The organism is Bacillus sp. NP247 (assembly GCF_018966865.1).
Classification (GTDB): Bacteria; Bacillota; Bacilli; order Bacillales; family Bacillaceae_G; genus Bacillus_A.
In genome coordinates, this window is sequence record NZ_CP076653.1 from 1,917,486 (window position 1) to 1,932,629 (window position 15,144).

General features: G+C 37.0%; 16 protein-coding genes. 3 read left to right on the top strand and 13 right to left on the bottom strand.

The features are described from left to right. Nucleotides 1-100 precede the first annotated feature (100 nt). The 5 genes from ytpR to KPL75_RS10120 form a co-directional block, all read right to left on the bottom strand. Nucleotides 101-715 carry a YtpR family tRNA-binding protein gene (gene ytpR, locus KPL75_RS10100; protein ID WP_002112328.1) on the bottom strand — a complete coding sequence of 205 codons (615 nt, stop codon included), beginning with the start codon at nucleotides 713-715 and terminating at the stop codon, nucleotides 101-103. Continuing rightward, nucleotides 712-1,524, bottom strand: coding sequence for a DUF1444 domain-containing protein (locus KPL75_RS10105; RefSeq protein WP_219920563.1), 813 nt, complete (start codon nucleotides 1,522-1,524; stop codon nucleotides 712-714). Before KPL75_RS10105 ends, ytpR begins: the two co-directional genes overlap by 4 nt. A gap of 79 nt (nucleotides 1,525-1,603) precedes the next feature. Beyond that, entirely contained in the window at nucleotides 1,604-1,918 is a 315-nt protein-coding gene (locus tag KPL75_RS10110; RefSeq protein ID WP_002015619.1) for a thioredoxin family protein, read from the bottom strand. Nucleotides 1,919-2,001: 83 nt separating this feature from the next. After that, a complete protein-coding gene (locus KPL75_RS10115; RefSeq protein WP_219920565.1) occupies nucleotides 2,002-2,511 on the bottom strand; it encodes a DUF84 family protein in 510 nt (169 codons plus the stop codon). 273 nt (nucleotides 2,512-2,784) lie between these two features. After that, complete coding sequence (locus KPL75_RS10120) at nucleotides 2,785-3,858, bottom strand: M42 family metallopeptidase (protein WP_002123132.1); 1,074 nt, start codon at nucleotides 3,856-3,858, stop codon at nucleotides 2,785-2,787. 148 nt (nucleotides 3,859-4,006) lie between these two features. On the opposite strand from KPL75_RS10120, the gene KPL75_RS10125 reads away from it, so the two are divergent. Then, complete coding sequence (locus tag KPL75_RS10125) at nucleotides 4,007-4,318, top strand: PepSY domain-containing protein (protein WP_000118541.1); 312 nt, start codon at nucleotides 4,007-4,009, stop codon at nucleotides 4,316-4,318. A 110-nt stretch (nucleotides 4,319-4,428) separates the two neighbouring features. Here KPL75_RS10125 and KPL75_RS10130 read toward each other — a convergent pair whose 3' ends face one another. Both KPL75_RS10130 and trmB read right to left on the bottom strand, forming a co-directional pair. Then, nucleotides 4,429-5,316, bottom strand: a complete 888-nt coding sequence (locus KPL75_RS10130) for a YtnP family quorum-quenching lactonase (protein WP_219921093.1) — start codon at nucleotides 5,314-5,316, stop codon at nucleotides 4,429-4,431. 37 nt (nucleotides 5,317-5,353) lie between these two features. Further along, entirely contained in the window at nucleotides 5,354-6,007 is a 654-nt protein-coding gene (gene trmB / locus KPL75_RS10135) for a tRNA (guanosine(46)-N7)-methyltransferase TrmB (RefSeq protein ID WP_219920567.1), read from the bottom strand. 232 nt (nucleotides 6,008-6,239) lie between these two features. Between trmB and KPL75_RS10140 the strand changes: the two genes are divergently transcribed. Then, nucleotides 6,240-6,518, top strand: a complete 279-nt coding sequence (locus KPL75_RS10140) for a YtzH-like family protein (RefSeq protein ID WP_002112336.1) — start codon at nucleotides 6,240-6,242, stop codon at nucleotides 6,516-6,518. Nucleotides 6,519-6,521: 3 nt separating this feature from the next. On the opposite strand, the gene KPL75_RS10145 is transcribed toward KPL75_RS10140, so the two are convergent. From KPL75_RS10145 to pepV, 4 genes are all read right to left on the bottom strand, one after another. Further along, the gene (locus tag KPL75_RS10145) at nucleotides 6,522-7,319 is read right to left on the bottom strand and encodes a phosphotransferase family protein (protein ID WP_105586008.1); all 798 of its coding nucleotides are present in this window, start codon (nucleotides 7,317-7,319) and stop codon (nucleotides 6,522-6,524) included. Nucleotides 7,320-7,564: 245 nt separating this feature from the next. Further along, a complete protein-coding gene (pulA, locus tag KPL75_RS10150; RefSeq protein ID WP_258237022.1) occupies nucleotides 7,565-9,706 on the bottom strand; it encodes a type I pullulanase in 2,142 nt (713 codons plus the stop codon). Between the two features lie 137 nt (nucleotides 9,707-9,843). Next, nucleotides 9,844-10,389 carry an RNA 2',3'-cyclic phosphodiesterase gene (thpR, locus tag KPL75_RS10155; protein WP_219920568.1) on the bottom strand — a complete coding sequence of 182 codons (546 nt, stop codon included), beginning with the start codon at nucleotides 10,387-10,389 and terminating at the stop codon, nucleotides 9,844-9,846. A 251-nt stretch (nucleotides 10,390-10,640) separates the two neighbouring features. Continuing rightward, nucleotides 10,641-12,047 (bottom strand): dipeptidase PepV, encoded by a 1,407-nt coding sequence (gene pepV, locus KPL75_RS10160; RefSeq protein ID WP_219920569.1) that lies wholly within the window; start codon nucleotides 12,045-12,047, stop codon nucleotides 10,641-10,643. Nucleotides 12,048-12,404: 357 nt separating this feature from the next. Here pepV and KPL75_RS10165 point away from each other — a divergent pair, with 357 nt between their 5' ends. Beyond that, complete coding sequence (locus tag KPL75_RS10165) at nucleotides 12,405-12,626, top strand: DeoR family transcriptional regulator (RefSeq protein ID WP_000805512.1); 222 nt, start codon at nucleotides 12,405-12,407, stop codon at nucleotides 12,624-12,626. 82 nt (nucleotides 12,627-12,708) lie between these two features. Here KPL75_RS10165 and KPL75_RS10170 read toward each other — a convergent pair whose 3' ends face one another. Together KPL75_RS10170 and KPL75_RS10175 are read right to left on the bottom strand one after the other, a co-directional pair. Continuing rightward, complete coding sequence (locus tag KPL75_RS10170) at nucleotides 12,709-13,437, bottom strand: pseudouridine synthase (RefSeq protein ID WP_002123145.1); 729 nt, start codon at nucleotides 13,435-13,437, stop codon at nucleotides 12,709-12,711. A 41-nt stretch (nucleotides 13,438-13,478) separates the two neighbouring features. Continuing rightward, nucleotides 13,479-15,131, bottom strand: coding sequence for a putative polysaccharide biosynthesis protein (locus tag KPL75_RS10175; RefSeq protein WP_219920570.1), 1,653 nt, complete (start codon nucleotides 15,129-15,131; stop codon nucleotides 13,479-13,481). Nucleotides 15,132-15,144: the final 13 nt, after the last annotated feature.

A 15,144-nucleotide genomic window follows, 5' to 3' on the forward strand; every position in this document is an offset into this window, starting at 1 on the left:
TTTGAAATACAATATAGATTTTGAGAGAAAACGTTACAACCCTAGGAATTTCACACAAAAAAATAGCCTCACATATGCGAGACTACTTTTCTAATATCAATTAAAATTTAAATTCTTGTCCAACTTCAAAGCTATCCTCTAATACAAGAATACCTTTTTCTTCTGGAGCGTCTGGAAGCTCTAATTCACGTGCAGAGCAAATCATTCCAGAAGAAGGAACACCGCGAAGTTCAGCTGGTTTAATTAACATACCGCTTGGCATTACAGCACCGATTTTTGCAACGACAACTTTTTGTCCTGCATCAACGTTTGGTGCACCACATACGATTTGTAATGTTTCTGTACCGATTTCTACTGTACAGATGTTTAATTTATCAGCATTTGGATGCTTTTCTTTTTCAGCTACATAACCTACAACAAATTTCGGCGTGAAATCAGCTTCTACTTTTTCTTCAAAGCCGTTCTTTGCTAAAATGTCGTTAATTTTTTCAACAAACTCTTTCGTTAATGTAACGTTTCCGTTGTCTGTTACTTCTACATAAGAAGACGCATTAAAGATGTTGAATCCTCCTGTTACGTTGCTTTCACGATCATAAACGCGAGCAACATCTCCTTTGCGGTCAAATGTACGGTTTTCTAAAGTAATATCTTGTAAGGTAACAATTAAAGTGTCACCAATTCCTTCAAGGTTGTAAAAAACGTTCACTTCGTTCATCCTTTCTCTTTTCCATCTGTCTTCTTCCGATTCTTCGCTAAAATAAAGATTGGTTCAAAGTCCCCATCTTCATATACGAATGAAAGTGATGTAATCGGAACATGCCCTTCGGCAAAAAATTTCATTGTCATTTGTGCAATAATATCATAACCGATTTCGTTGACGATATCAGCAATAATTAATACATCTTGGTGAGGAACTGCAACAACCATATCACCAGAGATCTTTTCACGCATCGAGTGTAGTAACGATTCGTTTAAAATACGACTCGCATCGTATCCATCATTTGTGTTTAAAAAGTAGAATGTATTACCTGCTACTGTGTCCTGATTAAATTCATAGCCTAATGAGCGAGCATTAAATAATGCCATTTCACGTACTTGTTCCTCTGTAAGCTCTAATTTTTGCAATAAGTGCTCATCAATTAATCGATAAGTTTTATTAGAATCTAGCGCATAGTAAATACGTGTTTCCGCCGTATGGTCCGTCATAATAAACGGATTTCCTTCTTCTGATTGTTTCGGGAAAGAAGTAGAGCGAATAACAGGTAAAATTTTCGCCGTGCTATTTTCTTCTTTATGCATCGCAATTAGCGCTTCTTGTACGTAATAAGCGACCTCTTCAATCGCTTTTTCTTTGTTCACTTCCCATTTTGCCACTACTCCTGGAAGTGATACGTTAATACCTTTTTTCGAGTCTGTTTGTTCAATACGAAGAACTTCTTTCTCGCTATCATAATGAAAGCCCCATTCTGGTCGAGATAATTTCTTCATTAACTCGTCTTTCATCTTTTTACTTGTCATTTTCATCTCTTTTTCCTCCCTTCCAAAAAAATAACCTCCCCCGCGAAGGTAGAGGTTGTTTTTACAATTCAATTGGCTAATTGTCTTATTTTAAACCTTCAATAAACTCTTCGATTTGCTCTTGTGTTTTACGATCTTTATTTACATAGCGTCCAGTTTCTTCACCTTTATTGTACGCTACAAAGCTTGGAATGCCAAATACGTCTACTTTCACGCATAGATCAATAAACTCATCACGATCTACATAGTAAAATGAGAAATCACTATACTTCTCTTCTACTTCTGGCATAAATGGATCAACGAAACGGCAATCTGGGCACCATTCTGCTGAGAACATGAAGACTACATTCTCTTCATTTTTTAATTCTTGGAATTGTTCCATGCTTTCTAATGATTTCATCTATATTTCCTCCTCTAACGAGTGCTCTTTTTCACACTTTAATCTTTTCTTTATACTACCATACATCGCGCATGGTGCAAGGTTTATGCTTGCTTTTCATCATACTTATATTGCCCAACAAGTAACTTAACAACGTGTACAAATAATTCCGTTCGGTCAACATAATCATCTGTAAAAATACCGATAGTACCTTCGTGACTACGAATATCTTTTCGCTCTACAAACTCTTCCATCACTTCACTTAGCTCTTTTCCTTCTTCAAGCGGTGCTAAAAAATCGTCTGGTAACTTAATACGTGCCCCGCCCGCAACAAATGTTTTACCGTCAATCGTCGCTAAAGCACCCCAGTTACACATAAATAACCCATGCTCCGTTTTCATAACGCCGCCTTCTAGCCCAATGCCGATATGAGCTGCACCTTCCTGCAATGCTCTCTTCGCTCTATTTACTGCTCCTTGCATCGTCTCTTCATCTGAAAAAGGCTGGTTTGCTACTCCTGATGGAACAGAAAGAGATGTAACTTCAGCATCTTTCCAAACCTTCTCCACAGCCCCAACTTTCGTTTTATTCTTCGATCCAACTACTACTTTCATTTCATTCACCTCTACAAAAATTCATTATTCTGTCCTAATACTAGCCTCGAACACCAAATCGGCCTTTATGACTGAGGCTTATACGTAGTGCAACTGATCGCACACACGCATCGCTTTGTCATCTCTCCCATCAAAAAAAGAAAGTAGCTTTCCACAATATTTTCAGCCCCGAACACAAAAACAGTCTCCCGCTTTCTTCCTATCCGGGGTTTAAATGCATCGCTGGGCCATCTCTCCTACCTAAAAAAAGAAAGGCTCTTCAGCCCTTCCTTTCTACGCGTTATTCTTAATTGTCTCTAACGTCGTTTTGTCCGTCGCTCTCACAAGCTTCGTAATTAGTTCCTTCGCTGCCGCATAATCATCAACATGTAAAATAGAAGCATGTGTATGAATGTAGCGTGCACAAACACCAATTACTGCTGATGGGATACCAGAGTTACTTGTATGTACACGGCCCGCATCTGTACCACCTTGTGAAATAAAGTATTGGTACGGAATGTTATGTGTTTCTGCTGTATCCAAAATGAATTCGCGCATTCCTCTATGTGTTACCATTGTGCGGTCATAAATACGCAGAAGCGCTCCTTTTCCTAATTGACCGAACTGCGTCTTATCACCAGATGCATCATTTGCTGGACTTGCATCAAGCGCATAGAAAATATCTGGTTGAATCATATTTGCAGCAGTTTGGGCTCCGCGAAGACCTACTTCTTCTTGTACAGTCGCACCAGAGTATAATGTGTTTGGTAATGTTTCATCTTTTAATTCCTTTAGCAATTCGATAGCAAGGCCACATCCATAGCGGTTGTCCCAAGCTTTCGCCATAATTTTCTTCTCATTTGCCATCGGTGTAAACGGGCAGATTGGAACGATTTGTTGCCCTGGCTTTATGCCAATTTCAATCGCATCTTCATAACTATCTGCACCTATATCAATTAACATATTTTTTATATCCATCGGTTTTGCACGTTGCGCATCACTTAATAAATGAGGAGGAATAGAACCAACAACCCCAATAACAGGGCCATTCTTTGTCATAACTTGTACACGCTGCGCTAATAACACTTGGCTCCACCAGCCACCTAACGTTTGAAAACGAAGCATCCCATTTTTCGTAATTTGCGTAACCATGAAACCTACTTCATCCATATGACCTGCTACAAGAACGCGTGGTCCAGTTTCGTCCCCTTTTTTCAGACCAAATACGCTACCTAAACCGTCTTGAACAATTTCATCAGCATATTTGCTTAATTCTTGCTTCATAAAACGGCGCACATCATGTTCAAAACCTGACGCACCTTGTAATTCTGTTAACGTACGAAATAATTGTAATGTCTCTTTATTCACGAAGTCCCCTTCTTTCAAACCTTAGTAGAATACCTCTTTTATTGTAACGAAATTTTCGAAATGTTTCTAGTTTCTTCTTTTTTAGTTGCGTTTGCATTATAATTATTATTGGTACACTATTTTTATTTTATAGAATTGAGGTGAATATATGAGCTGGAAAGGTTTAGTAGCAGGTCTTGGCGTTGGATTCGCAGCTGGTTATCTCGTTGCCAACAAAGTACAAGAACAATCCCATATTTCTTCAGAAAAAGCATTGAAAATGGTGAAGCAAGCATTAAGTCATAAAGGTGAAATTACTGGCTCTTGGGTACATATGGTTCCAGAGACATTTGAAAAATATGATGTCGCATATGAAGTTTATCGCGGCGGTCTTACAACAATGTTAGATGATATACAAGAACGATTTGAATTTTTAGTTGATGCTAAAACAGGTACTGTTTTAGAGGTTATAGCAGCATAAAAAAGAGGTTTCCCATTAGGTGAACCTCTTTTTTTCATCACCGATAGTAATTGAAATTATATCAGCGATTTTTTAATAAGAGGAGGTTGTTCCAGAACAACCTCCTCTTATTAAGCTTCTATACTCGCTTTTCTCTCTACTTTTTCTACGATATGCCCTTCCTCATTCCACTTTACTGCACGGTAATATGCATCATGATAAAAAGTAAACCACGCCTCCTTTTCAGCACCATACTTCATCCACTTTTGTTTATGTTCAATCGATGTCATCGGATAATCATCGTATGCCATTACCCATAATACATTTTGATGTGCATGCGTCGGTAAAATGTCCGCTAAATGAAGCATCGTTTCACCCTGACTTTCAAGACTGACAACGGCATGTCCATCGCTATGACCACCCGTATGCACCATCTTTATTTCATCCGTAATTTCTATTTCTTGCTGAAAAGTAACAATCTTATCAACGATTGGCTCCCAATTTTCTTTCCAATATGTATTACGCGATCTAACATTCGGATTTTTCATTTCGTTCCATTCAGTCTCACTTACATAAATCGTTGCGTTCGGAAACGCCGGAACAAGGTGATCTTCCTCCCACTTTGTTAAACCAGATGCATGGTCAAAATGAAGATGCGTCATTAGGACGTAATGAATATCTTCAGTACGCAGTCCCAGTTTTTCTAAAGATTCCTTAACTGATGATTCTTCTGTTACACCTTGATTCCGCTTCATTTTCTCATTCAATTTACCGTTCCCTATCCCTGAATCAATAAGCATGTTTCCTTCTTTCGTTTGTAAGAGTAACGGATCTGTTCGTAAATAAATATGATTTGTATCATTATGTTTATATTTGCGTGACCAAAGTACTTTTGGCACAACTCCAAACATGGCGCCTCCATCTAAATGTGTATTCCCACCTTTTAGCCATGTCACTTTTATATTTCCAATTTGTAACTGTTCCATATCCCATCCCCCTTTTCCATTTAATTTTAACATAATATTCCGATTATTTTTCATATAAAAAACCTATGCATTACTGCATAGGCTCCGTACGGTATTTTGCTTCAACTCGGTAAATACGATGACCTTTACTAGAGAATTTCTCTTCGTATTCTGTCATAATGTTTCCTTCATAATCACTATTATGAAGATCTAGGCTAAGGTAAGTTAATAACATACCATACTCAGCCATACTCATAAGAGAATACTCAAATAAGCCTTGGTTATCAGTTTTGAAATGAATTTCTCCGCCATCTACTAACACTTCTTCATAATTGCGTAAAAATGTTTTATACGTTAAACGACGCTTCGTATGACGATTCTTCGGCCATGGATCTGAGAAGTTTAAATAAACGCGATCAATTTCACCTTTCGCAAAGAAAACTGTTAAATCTTCAGCATCTTTATTAATTAACTTTAAGTTCGGTACTTCTTCTTCAATTAATTTATCAAGTGCATCTACAACGACACTTGTGAATTTTTCAATTCCAATATAGTTTATATGCGGATTTGCTTTTGCCATATCATACATAAAGCGGCCACGTCCTGTACCTACTTCAATATGAATTGGCTGTTCATTTCCAAATACTTCTTTCCAGTTACCAGCGCACTCCTCTGGGTTCCCAATTACGATATGTGAATACTCATTAATTCGATCCATTGCATAAGGCTTATGTCTTAAACGCATAGATGTCTCCCTCTCTTTACAAAACTATTTTAAAGGAAAAATTCCTTCTTTCTGTTTTAATCAATCTATCAAATAAAAAACCAAGTACGTACGAGCACTCGGTCCGTTTCTTTCAAGTATAAGATGCACCATTTTGATAAAAACTACATAAAGCATTAAACATTCCATGACGAAACAGCTTTTTCTCTTACATTTCCAGAGAGAGAAAAACACTCGAAAGGATGATCCGTTCATGCCAATTAATCAACAGCATCAATTAGAAGTGTTAAAAGATATTTTAATCAATCATCAAAGTGATTGCTGCGGGACAGTTTCTGAATGCGAGCAATTAGAGCGCCTCATTCAATCGTTACTCGCAAACGATAGTATAAGTAGTGACGCTAAAGCAATGCTAAACGATGTATATTCTTATAGTCAATCGGGTAAATCTTCCTCTAATTTGGACAACCATATTTCCAATAATCAAGAACAACTTACTCAGTGGATTGCTGGAATGGACAATTTTTCTTAAGTATTATTCTGAAGCAAGTAGTTGCTGTAAATATTGGTGCCAATATTTAGCTTCTGCTTGCTGCTTTTTTGTTGTGTGCCATTGAATAGATAAAATCGTTTGTGCTATCACATACCATCTCATACGCCTAAGCAATGATTCATCTAGTTCAACCTCATAATATCCGAGCCACTCACTCCATTCATGGCGCGGAACATACCAATATAATAACATACCAAGATCCAGAGCTGGGTCAGCAATAACAGCTCCATCCCAATCAATTAAAAACAATTCATCTTCATCCGACAATATCCAATTGTTATGGTTTACATCACAATGGCATACAACGAATTCATTGTACTCAATATCTTTTAATGACTCAGTTAAATATTGAAGACCTTGCTGAATTGTTTCATCAACCCTTATATCTCCTCTTAAAACGAGCTGTAATTGTTGTAATAACTCTTGCCCATGAAGCGGCTGCTTTCCTAGCCTTTGAATCATCTGCACAAGCGCTTTAGAGGAGTGTATTTTCTTCAAAAGTTTCGCAACACGTTCTAGTTTCATATCCTCTGGCTCTAACTTCTGTCCCGGAAGCCATTTTTGAGCAGAAATTACATCACCGTTCGTTACCCTTCTTGTCCAAAGTAATTTTGGAACAATTCCTTCTGCTGACAATACCGCTAAAAAGGGCGATGTATTCCGCTTTAAAAATAACTTTTGTTGTCCGTTTTGCGCAATATATGCATCGCCCGTTACTCCACCAGCCGGTATAAGACTCCACTCTTTTCCTAATAATTGTTCCAACCATTCCATATTCATTACCCGTTAACAAATCCTTATCTTTTATAGTTATGAAAAGAAAAACCGCAACATTTCTACACATGTTGTGGATTCATATATTTTACTGTATTTGAATGAAAAAACTTGGCATAAGCCGAAAACAGGATAAATCACCTGTTCTTCTAGTTTATTTTACAAAATCACTCATAGAATGACAACTTATCAAAATCGTCACCTTTATCAATTCTACATTTATTACATTCTCATCGTCAAGTATCGATTTGTCACATTATCGTCAATATATACGTGCTAGTTGGAGCCATTCGAAGTTCCTTTCCTCTAAATGAAGAAATTGGCTGTGTTTTTGCTTGCTTTTCGTTTACTAATACATGCCACGTTTCTTCTTTTGGGAGCTGAACTATTTCATTTTGCAAACCGCTATTGAATAGCACAACAATCTCTTTCCATGGTCCGAAAGATTCTACATTTCGCAAATGGTATGCAAGTGCTTCTTTTGATGTTTGCAAAAAAGTCATATGCTTTTTTATAAGGTCAGCGCTTTTTAATCGGAATGCCCCATGCTCCTTCCGAATCGCAATTAAACCTTTTATATAGTTAACTGTCTCCATCTCTTTTTCTTTTTGATCCCAATCTAATCGATTGATTTCATCATTTGCATTATAACTATTTTCATTCCCTTGTTTCGTACGATAAAACTCTTGCCCCGCATGTAAGAAAGGAATCCCTTGTGAAAGAATAACCATTGCAGTTGCTAAACGATGACGCCTTTTCAAAATTTCTTCTAATTCTGGATTACTTTGCACTAGTTTATCCCACATCGTCATATTGTCATGACATTCTACATAGTTGATGCTTTGCATTGGCTCTAGGAACAATCCTGTTTCTTTCATACTTAAAAGGCTACCAGCTACTATATACTGCAAATGATTACAGTCCACATGTCCACCAAATGCAAAGCCTCGTTTATTTATATTAAAAGTACTTCCTTTTATTCCATCACGAAATTGATCATTAAACTGCGCGATACATGGCATTTTATTCGCATTATTTAACGTCGCTTTCTCTTCAAGAGGAAGCGGTGTTTGTAAATCCCATCCTTCGCCTAATAACAGCGCATCCTGCTTTATTTTTCGCACTTCTTTTTCTAACGCGTTCATCGTTTCAACATCTAAAATTCCCATTAAATCAAATCGGAATCCATCAACATTGTATTCAGTAAGCCAATATAAAACAGATTCTATAATAAATTTCCTCATCATTTTCCGTTCAGATGCTATATCATTTCCAACTCCCGTCCCATTAGAAGGCATACCATCTTCCCCATGACGAAAATAATATCCCGGGACAAGCTTCTCAAATGATGATAATTCTCGTTCATAAACATGATTATATACAACATCTATAATCACCCTGATGCCGTGATCATGAAATGTTTCAATTAGTTGTTTACACTCTACTATCCTGTTATACGGATCAGAAAGGTTTGTAACATAAAATCCTGTTGGTATATTGTAATATAACGGATTATAACCCCAATTATATGCGGAAGCAGGATTCACTTCATCTATACCACCAAAACAATGTAAAGGTAATAGTTCAACATGTGTAACGCCTAAATCTTTTATATGAGACAATCCTGTTAATGTCCCATTTCGTCCCGTTGTCTCCTCTTCCCTTAGCCCTTTATATGTTCCTTTCTTATTCACCCCACTGTTTGGGTGAATAGTAGCGTCACGAATATGCAGTTCATACAATATGGCATCTGTCATTGACTGTAATGGTGATAATTCTACTCGTTTTGTCACATTCGTTTTTTCCAAATCGATAACAACGCCGTATTTTCCATTTATCGTCGCAGACTTTGCATAAGGGTCAACCGCTTCGTTCCATATTAAATTAATGCAAACAAGGAATGTATATCGTGCTCCATCATGATTACCTTGTAATGTATGAATCCACACTCCGTTTTCTTCTCTGTACATTTCATAATCAATATATTCTTTATCACTTTTATAAATCCGTACTTTCGCAAGCCTTGCGGTCGGAGCCCATACTTTAAATATTGTCTCTTCTTTTTTATGCACAGCACCTAAGTCGGTGCCTTCGTAATAATATTTTTCATCGAAAACTACTGTTCGAATCACAGCGCCTATTTGTAAATCGGTTTCTTCATTCCGTTCATCCCGTACTGTATAATACTTCCCCACATCTAGCGGCTCTTCTATAAAACATTCATACTTCGTTGCATCTGGAAGAGCAATAGTATGAACAATCGGTAACTCTTTCACATTGCTTCCTTCTTGTAAACGAAATGTCCGGCTTGTTCCATACGCATGTGGGAGCAAAATTGTAATTTTATTCATTTCATCTAAATAGGCATCAAATGGACGTTTTACTTTCAACATAAAAAATCACCATCATTCTTAAAATTAAAATGAAACGAGCTGCAAATGATAAGGGTTTTCTTATCAGCGAAGCTCTATACAGTAACACATTATTCCCTATAGTATATTCACCTGTATAAAAAACGTTTTCATACATTCTATTTTTGTAGTTTTATTTCAGTAATCGATTTATACTTCGGCGTTTCCTTAACGTGAGATTCATACAAAGTAATCGTATCTGCTTGAAATGATGTTACAGGTAAATCTTTTGCATTTGTCAAATCAAACACTTTTTTTCCTACCCATTTACGAGCAACAGTAATATGTGGATGATAAGGACGTGTCTCTAGAGAGAAACCATTTTCTTCACAAATTGCATGCACTTGTTTTTGCAACTGAACCAAATCAGGATTTTCACTTACCTTCGCCAAAAAAATACGCGGCTCTTCTTCACGGCCAAACGTTGAAAATTCTTGTAACGTGAACGATAGTTCTTTTGTTTCTGTAAGTGTTTGTAATCCATTCTTTATTCCTTCTAATTGTTCCTGCGCCGCACTTCCTAAAAATGAAAGGGTAATATGATAGTCTTCTTCATGTACCCACGAGCGAAATGGTAATTCATCCTTCATGTCCTCTTTATAATTTGAGAGCACTTCTTTTATATGATTTGGTAAAGTAATTGCGACAAAATAATGTGGCACCATCTATATCGCCCCCTTTATGTTATTGTTGCTTTTCTTTCTTATCTCATTCAGCTAAAAAGAATCCGCCCTCTAAAATAGAGAGCGGTCATTATTTACATATCTTTTATCCTGCTATTTGCGAGCAGTAAGACTCCCTCCTCAAAACTCACCTATAAAGTACAAAAGTTAGGTGGGCGTCGGGCTGCTCTTAAATGCCCGATTGGTGAAGGCTAATAATCAGTGGGGGTACCCCCACTGATTAAAGTTTCACTTTATTTCGCTAATTCATGAATTGCTTGCGCATAAATCGCTGTTGCTTTTAATAAATCTTCAATTTCAATGTACTCGTCTTTTTGATGCGCAAGTTCTTCTTTTCCTGGGAATAACGGGCCAAATGCAACGCCAGCTTTCAATGAACGAGCATACGTACCACCGCCAATTGCTAACAATTCAGCTTTTTCACCAGTTTGCTCTTCATATACGCGTTGCAAAGTACGAATTAATGTATGATCTTTGTCAACATGATGCGGGCGAGAGTTAGAATAATCCGCTACTTCAAATCCATGAGTACCAACATATTCTTTTAACTTTGCAATCGTCTCTTCAAAGTTAGTCGTAACTGGATAGCGCACATTTAATCCTAAATTACCACCGTTTTCTTGCGAATAAGACAAGCGACCAACATTCACTGTTAACGGACCGCTAATATCATCTTTATAAGAAATACCAACTTTTTCTCCAATAATATCACCTGTAAATGTCTCTGTTACAAACGATGCAAATGAATCCCCTTTTCCATCAAGAGAAACTTTCATTAAGAAGTTTGCCAATAATAAACCTGCATTTTCTCCCTTTTCTGGAGTAGATCCGTGAGCTGAAATCCCTTTGGTTTGCAACGTCACCGTATTTCCTTCTACAATTGCTTTACCTATTTTTTGAGCAGTTTGTAAATACTCTTCATATGCTACTGTAAGTGCATTTACATCTTCTCCTGTAATAACTGCTTCTGCAAAATCAGGAACCATATTTAAACGACGACCTGACTCAAATGAAATAAGCTTAAATGCGCCGTCTTTCTCTTCGCCACCATTTTGCACAACTTGTATGTCAGAAATTCCTTTTTCCGCATTAATAATTGGAAAATCTGCATCCGGCGCAAAACCGATTGTTGGCATTTCTTCATTTTTAAAATAATGATCTACACACTTCCAATTACTTTCCTCATCTGTTCCTAAAATCATACGAACACGTTTTGAAAGAGGTAAGCCTAATTCTTTAACGATTTTCATCGCATAATAAGCTGCCATCGTCGGCCCTTTATCATCAATTGCACCGCGTGCAAAAATCTTCCCGTCGCGAATATCCGCACTATAAGCAGGAGTTGTCCAGCCATCTCCTTCTGGTACAACATCAACGTGACAAAGAATACCTACTAATTCTTCTCCTTGTCCCATTTCAAGATGACCTGCATATCCTTCTAAATTTTTAGAAGCGAAACCTTCTGCGTATCCTTTATGTAACATGAAAGATAAGGCTTTTTCTACACCTTCACCAAATGGTGCGCCCTCTTTCGCAGATTCTTCTTCCCATACACTTTTAATTTGTAAAAATTGTTGTGTATCACGAATTAAATCATCTTTTCGTTTTGTAACTTCTTCTGTCCAATTAATCGTCGACATCACGCATCCATCCTTCACTATATTGTCTCTTTTATCATAGCAAACGAAAATCTCTTATGCCATACATGAAAATCCAATAACAAACAATTATAATATTTCAGATTTTTCTTATTAGTTTTTCTTTTATTTTCTCAAAAAAATTTGCAGGAATTTGGCGTTTTACGTAGAAATTTATGAGTTAGTTGACTGACCAAATATAAAATGTCAACTACCAATATTTTTCTATATGAATATTTGTTAAACTTTTGTAAAATTTAAGTAGATTAAAGCATGAATTTTATCACGTAGAGTACAATGGTAGTAACGACCTTCTTTCCTGAATGGGGTCAAAAAAACTAGTAGAGGAGTGGTTTTCTCTTGAAACCTACAACTACTCGTATGCTAACACGCATTAAATCAATTTATATGTACATCAATGAAAACGGAACGGTAACGACGAAAGACCTTGTAGATGAGTTCGGGATCACACCACGAACGATACAACGTGATCTAAATGTGTTGCAGTTTAATGAACTCGTGTATAGCCCCTGCCGCGGTAAGTGGACAACAACAGGAAAGAAAGTGAGAATGACCTCATAACAAAAAATAATTGTATGTAAATAAATACATACCCCTTTCTAACTCATTAGAAAGGGGTCTTTTCTATGCTTTGAAATTGGCGTTACTTTTCGTTATCTACTTGATACGTCTTTAACATTTCAACTTCTTCATCTGTTAATTCACGATATTGCCCAAGTTCTAACTCTTCATCTAACACTAAAGGTCCCATCTCTGTTCTCTTTAAATACACTACTTTTTTCCCTACAGCTTCAAACATACGCTTCACTTGATGGAATTTTCCTTCTGTAATAACAAGCTCAATTTCGGAAATATCATCACTTTTTAAAATTGTAAGTTCGCCTGGCTTCGTTTCATAGCCATCTTCTAAAATAACACCTTTAGCGAATTCTATTACATCCTCCTCCGTTACAACGCCTGAAATGTGTGCATAATATTTTTTCGGCACATGCTTTTTCGGAGATAATAGTTGATGCGTTAACTTTCCATCATTTGTGATTAATAAGAAACCTTCTGTATCAATATCAAGCCTTCCAACAGGGAATGGATCGAAAATCGCATCTTCTAATTCTAATAAATCTATTACTGTTTCGTGGTTATCATCTTCTGTCGCTGAAATAACACCTTGTGGTTTATGCATCATTAAATAAACAAACTCTTTATATTCCACAACTTCACCGTGAATCATAACCTCTTGCTCTTCTACATTCACATGAAACTTCGCATCTTTCACTGGCGTTCCATCAATCTTCACAACGCCGTCTTTCAATAATTTCTTTACTTCTTTTCTACTTCCGTGTCCCATATTCGCTAATAATTTATCTAATCTCATATTCTTCACCTTCTTTATTTATCATAGAAAAGGGGACGTATTTACGCCCCTTTTGATTTCAACTTTATTTTGAATCTACTACCAAGTTTACGCTGGATTTTCTCTAAAGCTTCTCCGCCAAATACTCTTTCTAGTACTCCTGTGCGAATCGCTATCAATCCGTAAACAAGGCCACCAATACCTGCACAAATCGCAACTGTAATAAGAGCACCAATACGATCATCAGGCGAAATCATGAAGGATAGAAGCCATTGTGATAGTTTTACAGCAATAACCATTACAAGTGTTAATACTGCAATTTGGAATGTTCTCTTATATACAACACCAAATGAATAGTTTGCATGTTTTTTGATTTGTCTATTCGTATACCATACGGAAGCTAAGAAGCCGACTGCAGTAGCTAAAATCGCCCCAACTGTACCGAAATAACGAATAAAGATTACGTTACATACAAATTTCAAAATAACACCCATCACAAGCGCAATAACCGCATGTTTCTGCTTGTTAATCCCTTGCAAGATAGCTGCTGTTACTGTAAATAAAGCGAATAACAATGCAACTGGTGCATACCACATTAATACTTGTCCACCTAGTGGATCTGAATCGTAGAAAGCGGTGTAAATTGGATATGCAAGTGTAGAAATACCGATAACTGCTGGCAATGTTAAAAACATATTCGCCTGGAATGTTTGTGTAATTTGTAATTTCAAATAACGGTATTGCTTTTCAGTAAACGACTTTGTAATCGCTGGTACGAGCGTTAAACTAAACGCTGTTGCAAGTGATACCGGAATCATAATTAATTTATGCGTCCACATCGTGAAAATACCAAGTGCCCGCTCTGCGATATCTCCTTGACCAATCGCCTGCATAATAGAGTTAAATGTCAATGTATCAATTTGTTGATATAAAGGAATTGTTAATCCAATTACAACGTAAGGAATTGCATATGCAAACAACTCCTTAAACAATTGAGCGGTACTCACCGTTGATTCTGGTACAGTTTGCTCAATTAAATATTGATCCAAATATTTTTTACGTTTTAACCAGTACCAAATTAATACGCCAAGTGCTCCAACTGCTGAAACGAACGCAGCGAATGTCGCAACCCCAACTGCCGTTGCTACTGTACCGCCAAGTACTTTAATAACGATGAAACTACCCGCTAATAAAAAGACGATACGAATAATTTGCTCAATAATTTGTGAAACCGTAGTCGGTCCCATCGATTGGTGGCCTTGGAAATAACCACGAATCAAACTTGCTGCCGGTACAACAATAAGCGCAAAACTTACGAGACGAATAATCGTCGTAACTTCTTCTATCTTATTTTGTAAACTTTGTTTACCAAGCATTGCTTCTGCAAATAATGGTGCGGTCATGTACAGTACTAAGAAGGAAAGAACTCCTGTTACTATCATCATAACCATTCCCGAGCGGAACATTCTCCGGCTCGTTTTATAATCTCCAAGTGCATTATATTTGGAAACAAACTTCGAAACAGCAAGCGGCACCCCTGCCGTTGCGATACTTAAAAATATCGTATATGGAATGTATCCATATGTATAGAGCGTTCCGCCTTCTGTGCCTACTAATGCATGAAACGGAAAAACGTAAATCATGCCTAAGAACTTTACTAAAAATGTCCCTAACGTCACAATCAGCGTTCCGCGCAGAAATTTTGAATCGGACATACAAAAAATCCTC

Excerpts from the sequence above, each read along its gene's own strand:
- pepV (WP_219920569.1), bottom strand. The coding sequence starts at position 12,047 with ATGTCGACGATTAATTGGACAGAAGAAGTTACAAAACGAAAAGATGAT.
- KPL75_RS10125 (WP_000118541.1), top strand. The coding sequence starts at position 4,007 with ATGAGCTGGAAAGGTTTAGTAGCAGGTCTTGGCGTTGGATTCGCAGCT.
- thpR (WP_219920568.1), bottom strand. The coding sequence starts at position 10,389 with ATGGTGCCACATTATTTTGTCGCAATTACTTTACCAAATCATATAAAA.
- trmB (WP_219920567.1), bottom strand. The coding sequence starts at position 6,007 with ATGCGTTTAAGACATAAGCCTTATGCAATGGATCGAATTAATGAGTAT.
- KPL75_RS10105 (WP_219920563.1), bottom strand. The coding sequence starts at position 1,524 with ATGAAAATGACAAGTAAAAAGATGAAAGACGAGTTAATGAAGAAATTA.
- KPL75_RS10145 (WP_105586008.1), bottom strand. The coding sequence starts at position 7,319 with ATGAATATGGAATGGTTGGAACAATTATTAGGAAAAGAGTGGAGTCTT.
- KPL75_RS10175 (WP_219920570.1), bottom strand. The coding sequence starts at position 15,131 with ATGTCCGATTCAAAATTTCTGCGCGGAACGCTGATTGTGACGTTAGGG.
- ytpR (WP_002112328.1), bottom strand. The coding sequence starts at position 715 with ATGAACGAAGTGAACGTTTTTTACAACCTTGAAGGAATTGGTGACACT.
- KPL75_RS10140 (WP_002112336.1), top strand. The coding sequence starts at position 6,240 with ATGCCAATTAATCAACAGCATCAATTAGAAGTGTTAAAAGATATTTTA.
- KPL75_RS10115 (WP_219920565.1), bottom strand. The coding sequence starts at position 2,511 with ATGAAAGTAGTAGTTGGATCGAAGAATAAAACGAAAGTTGGGGCTGTG.
- KPL75_RS10170 (WP_002123145.1), bottom strand. The coding sequence starts at position 13,437 with ATGAGATTAGATAAATTATTAGCGAATATGGGACACGGAAGTAGAAAA.
- KPL75_RS10110 (WP_002015619.1), bottom strand. The coding sequence starts at position 1,918 with ATGAAATCATTAGAAAGCATGGAACAATTCCAAGAATTAAAAAATGAA.
- KPL75_RS10130 (WP_219921093.1), bottom strand. The coding sequence starts at position 5,316 with ATGTTAAAATTAAATGGAAAAGGGGGATGGGATATGGAACAGTTACAA.
- pulA (WP_258237022.1), bottom strand. The coding sequence starts at position 9,706 with ATGTTGAAAGTAAAACGTCCATTTGATGCCTATTTAGATGAAATGAAT.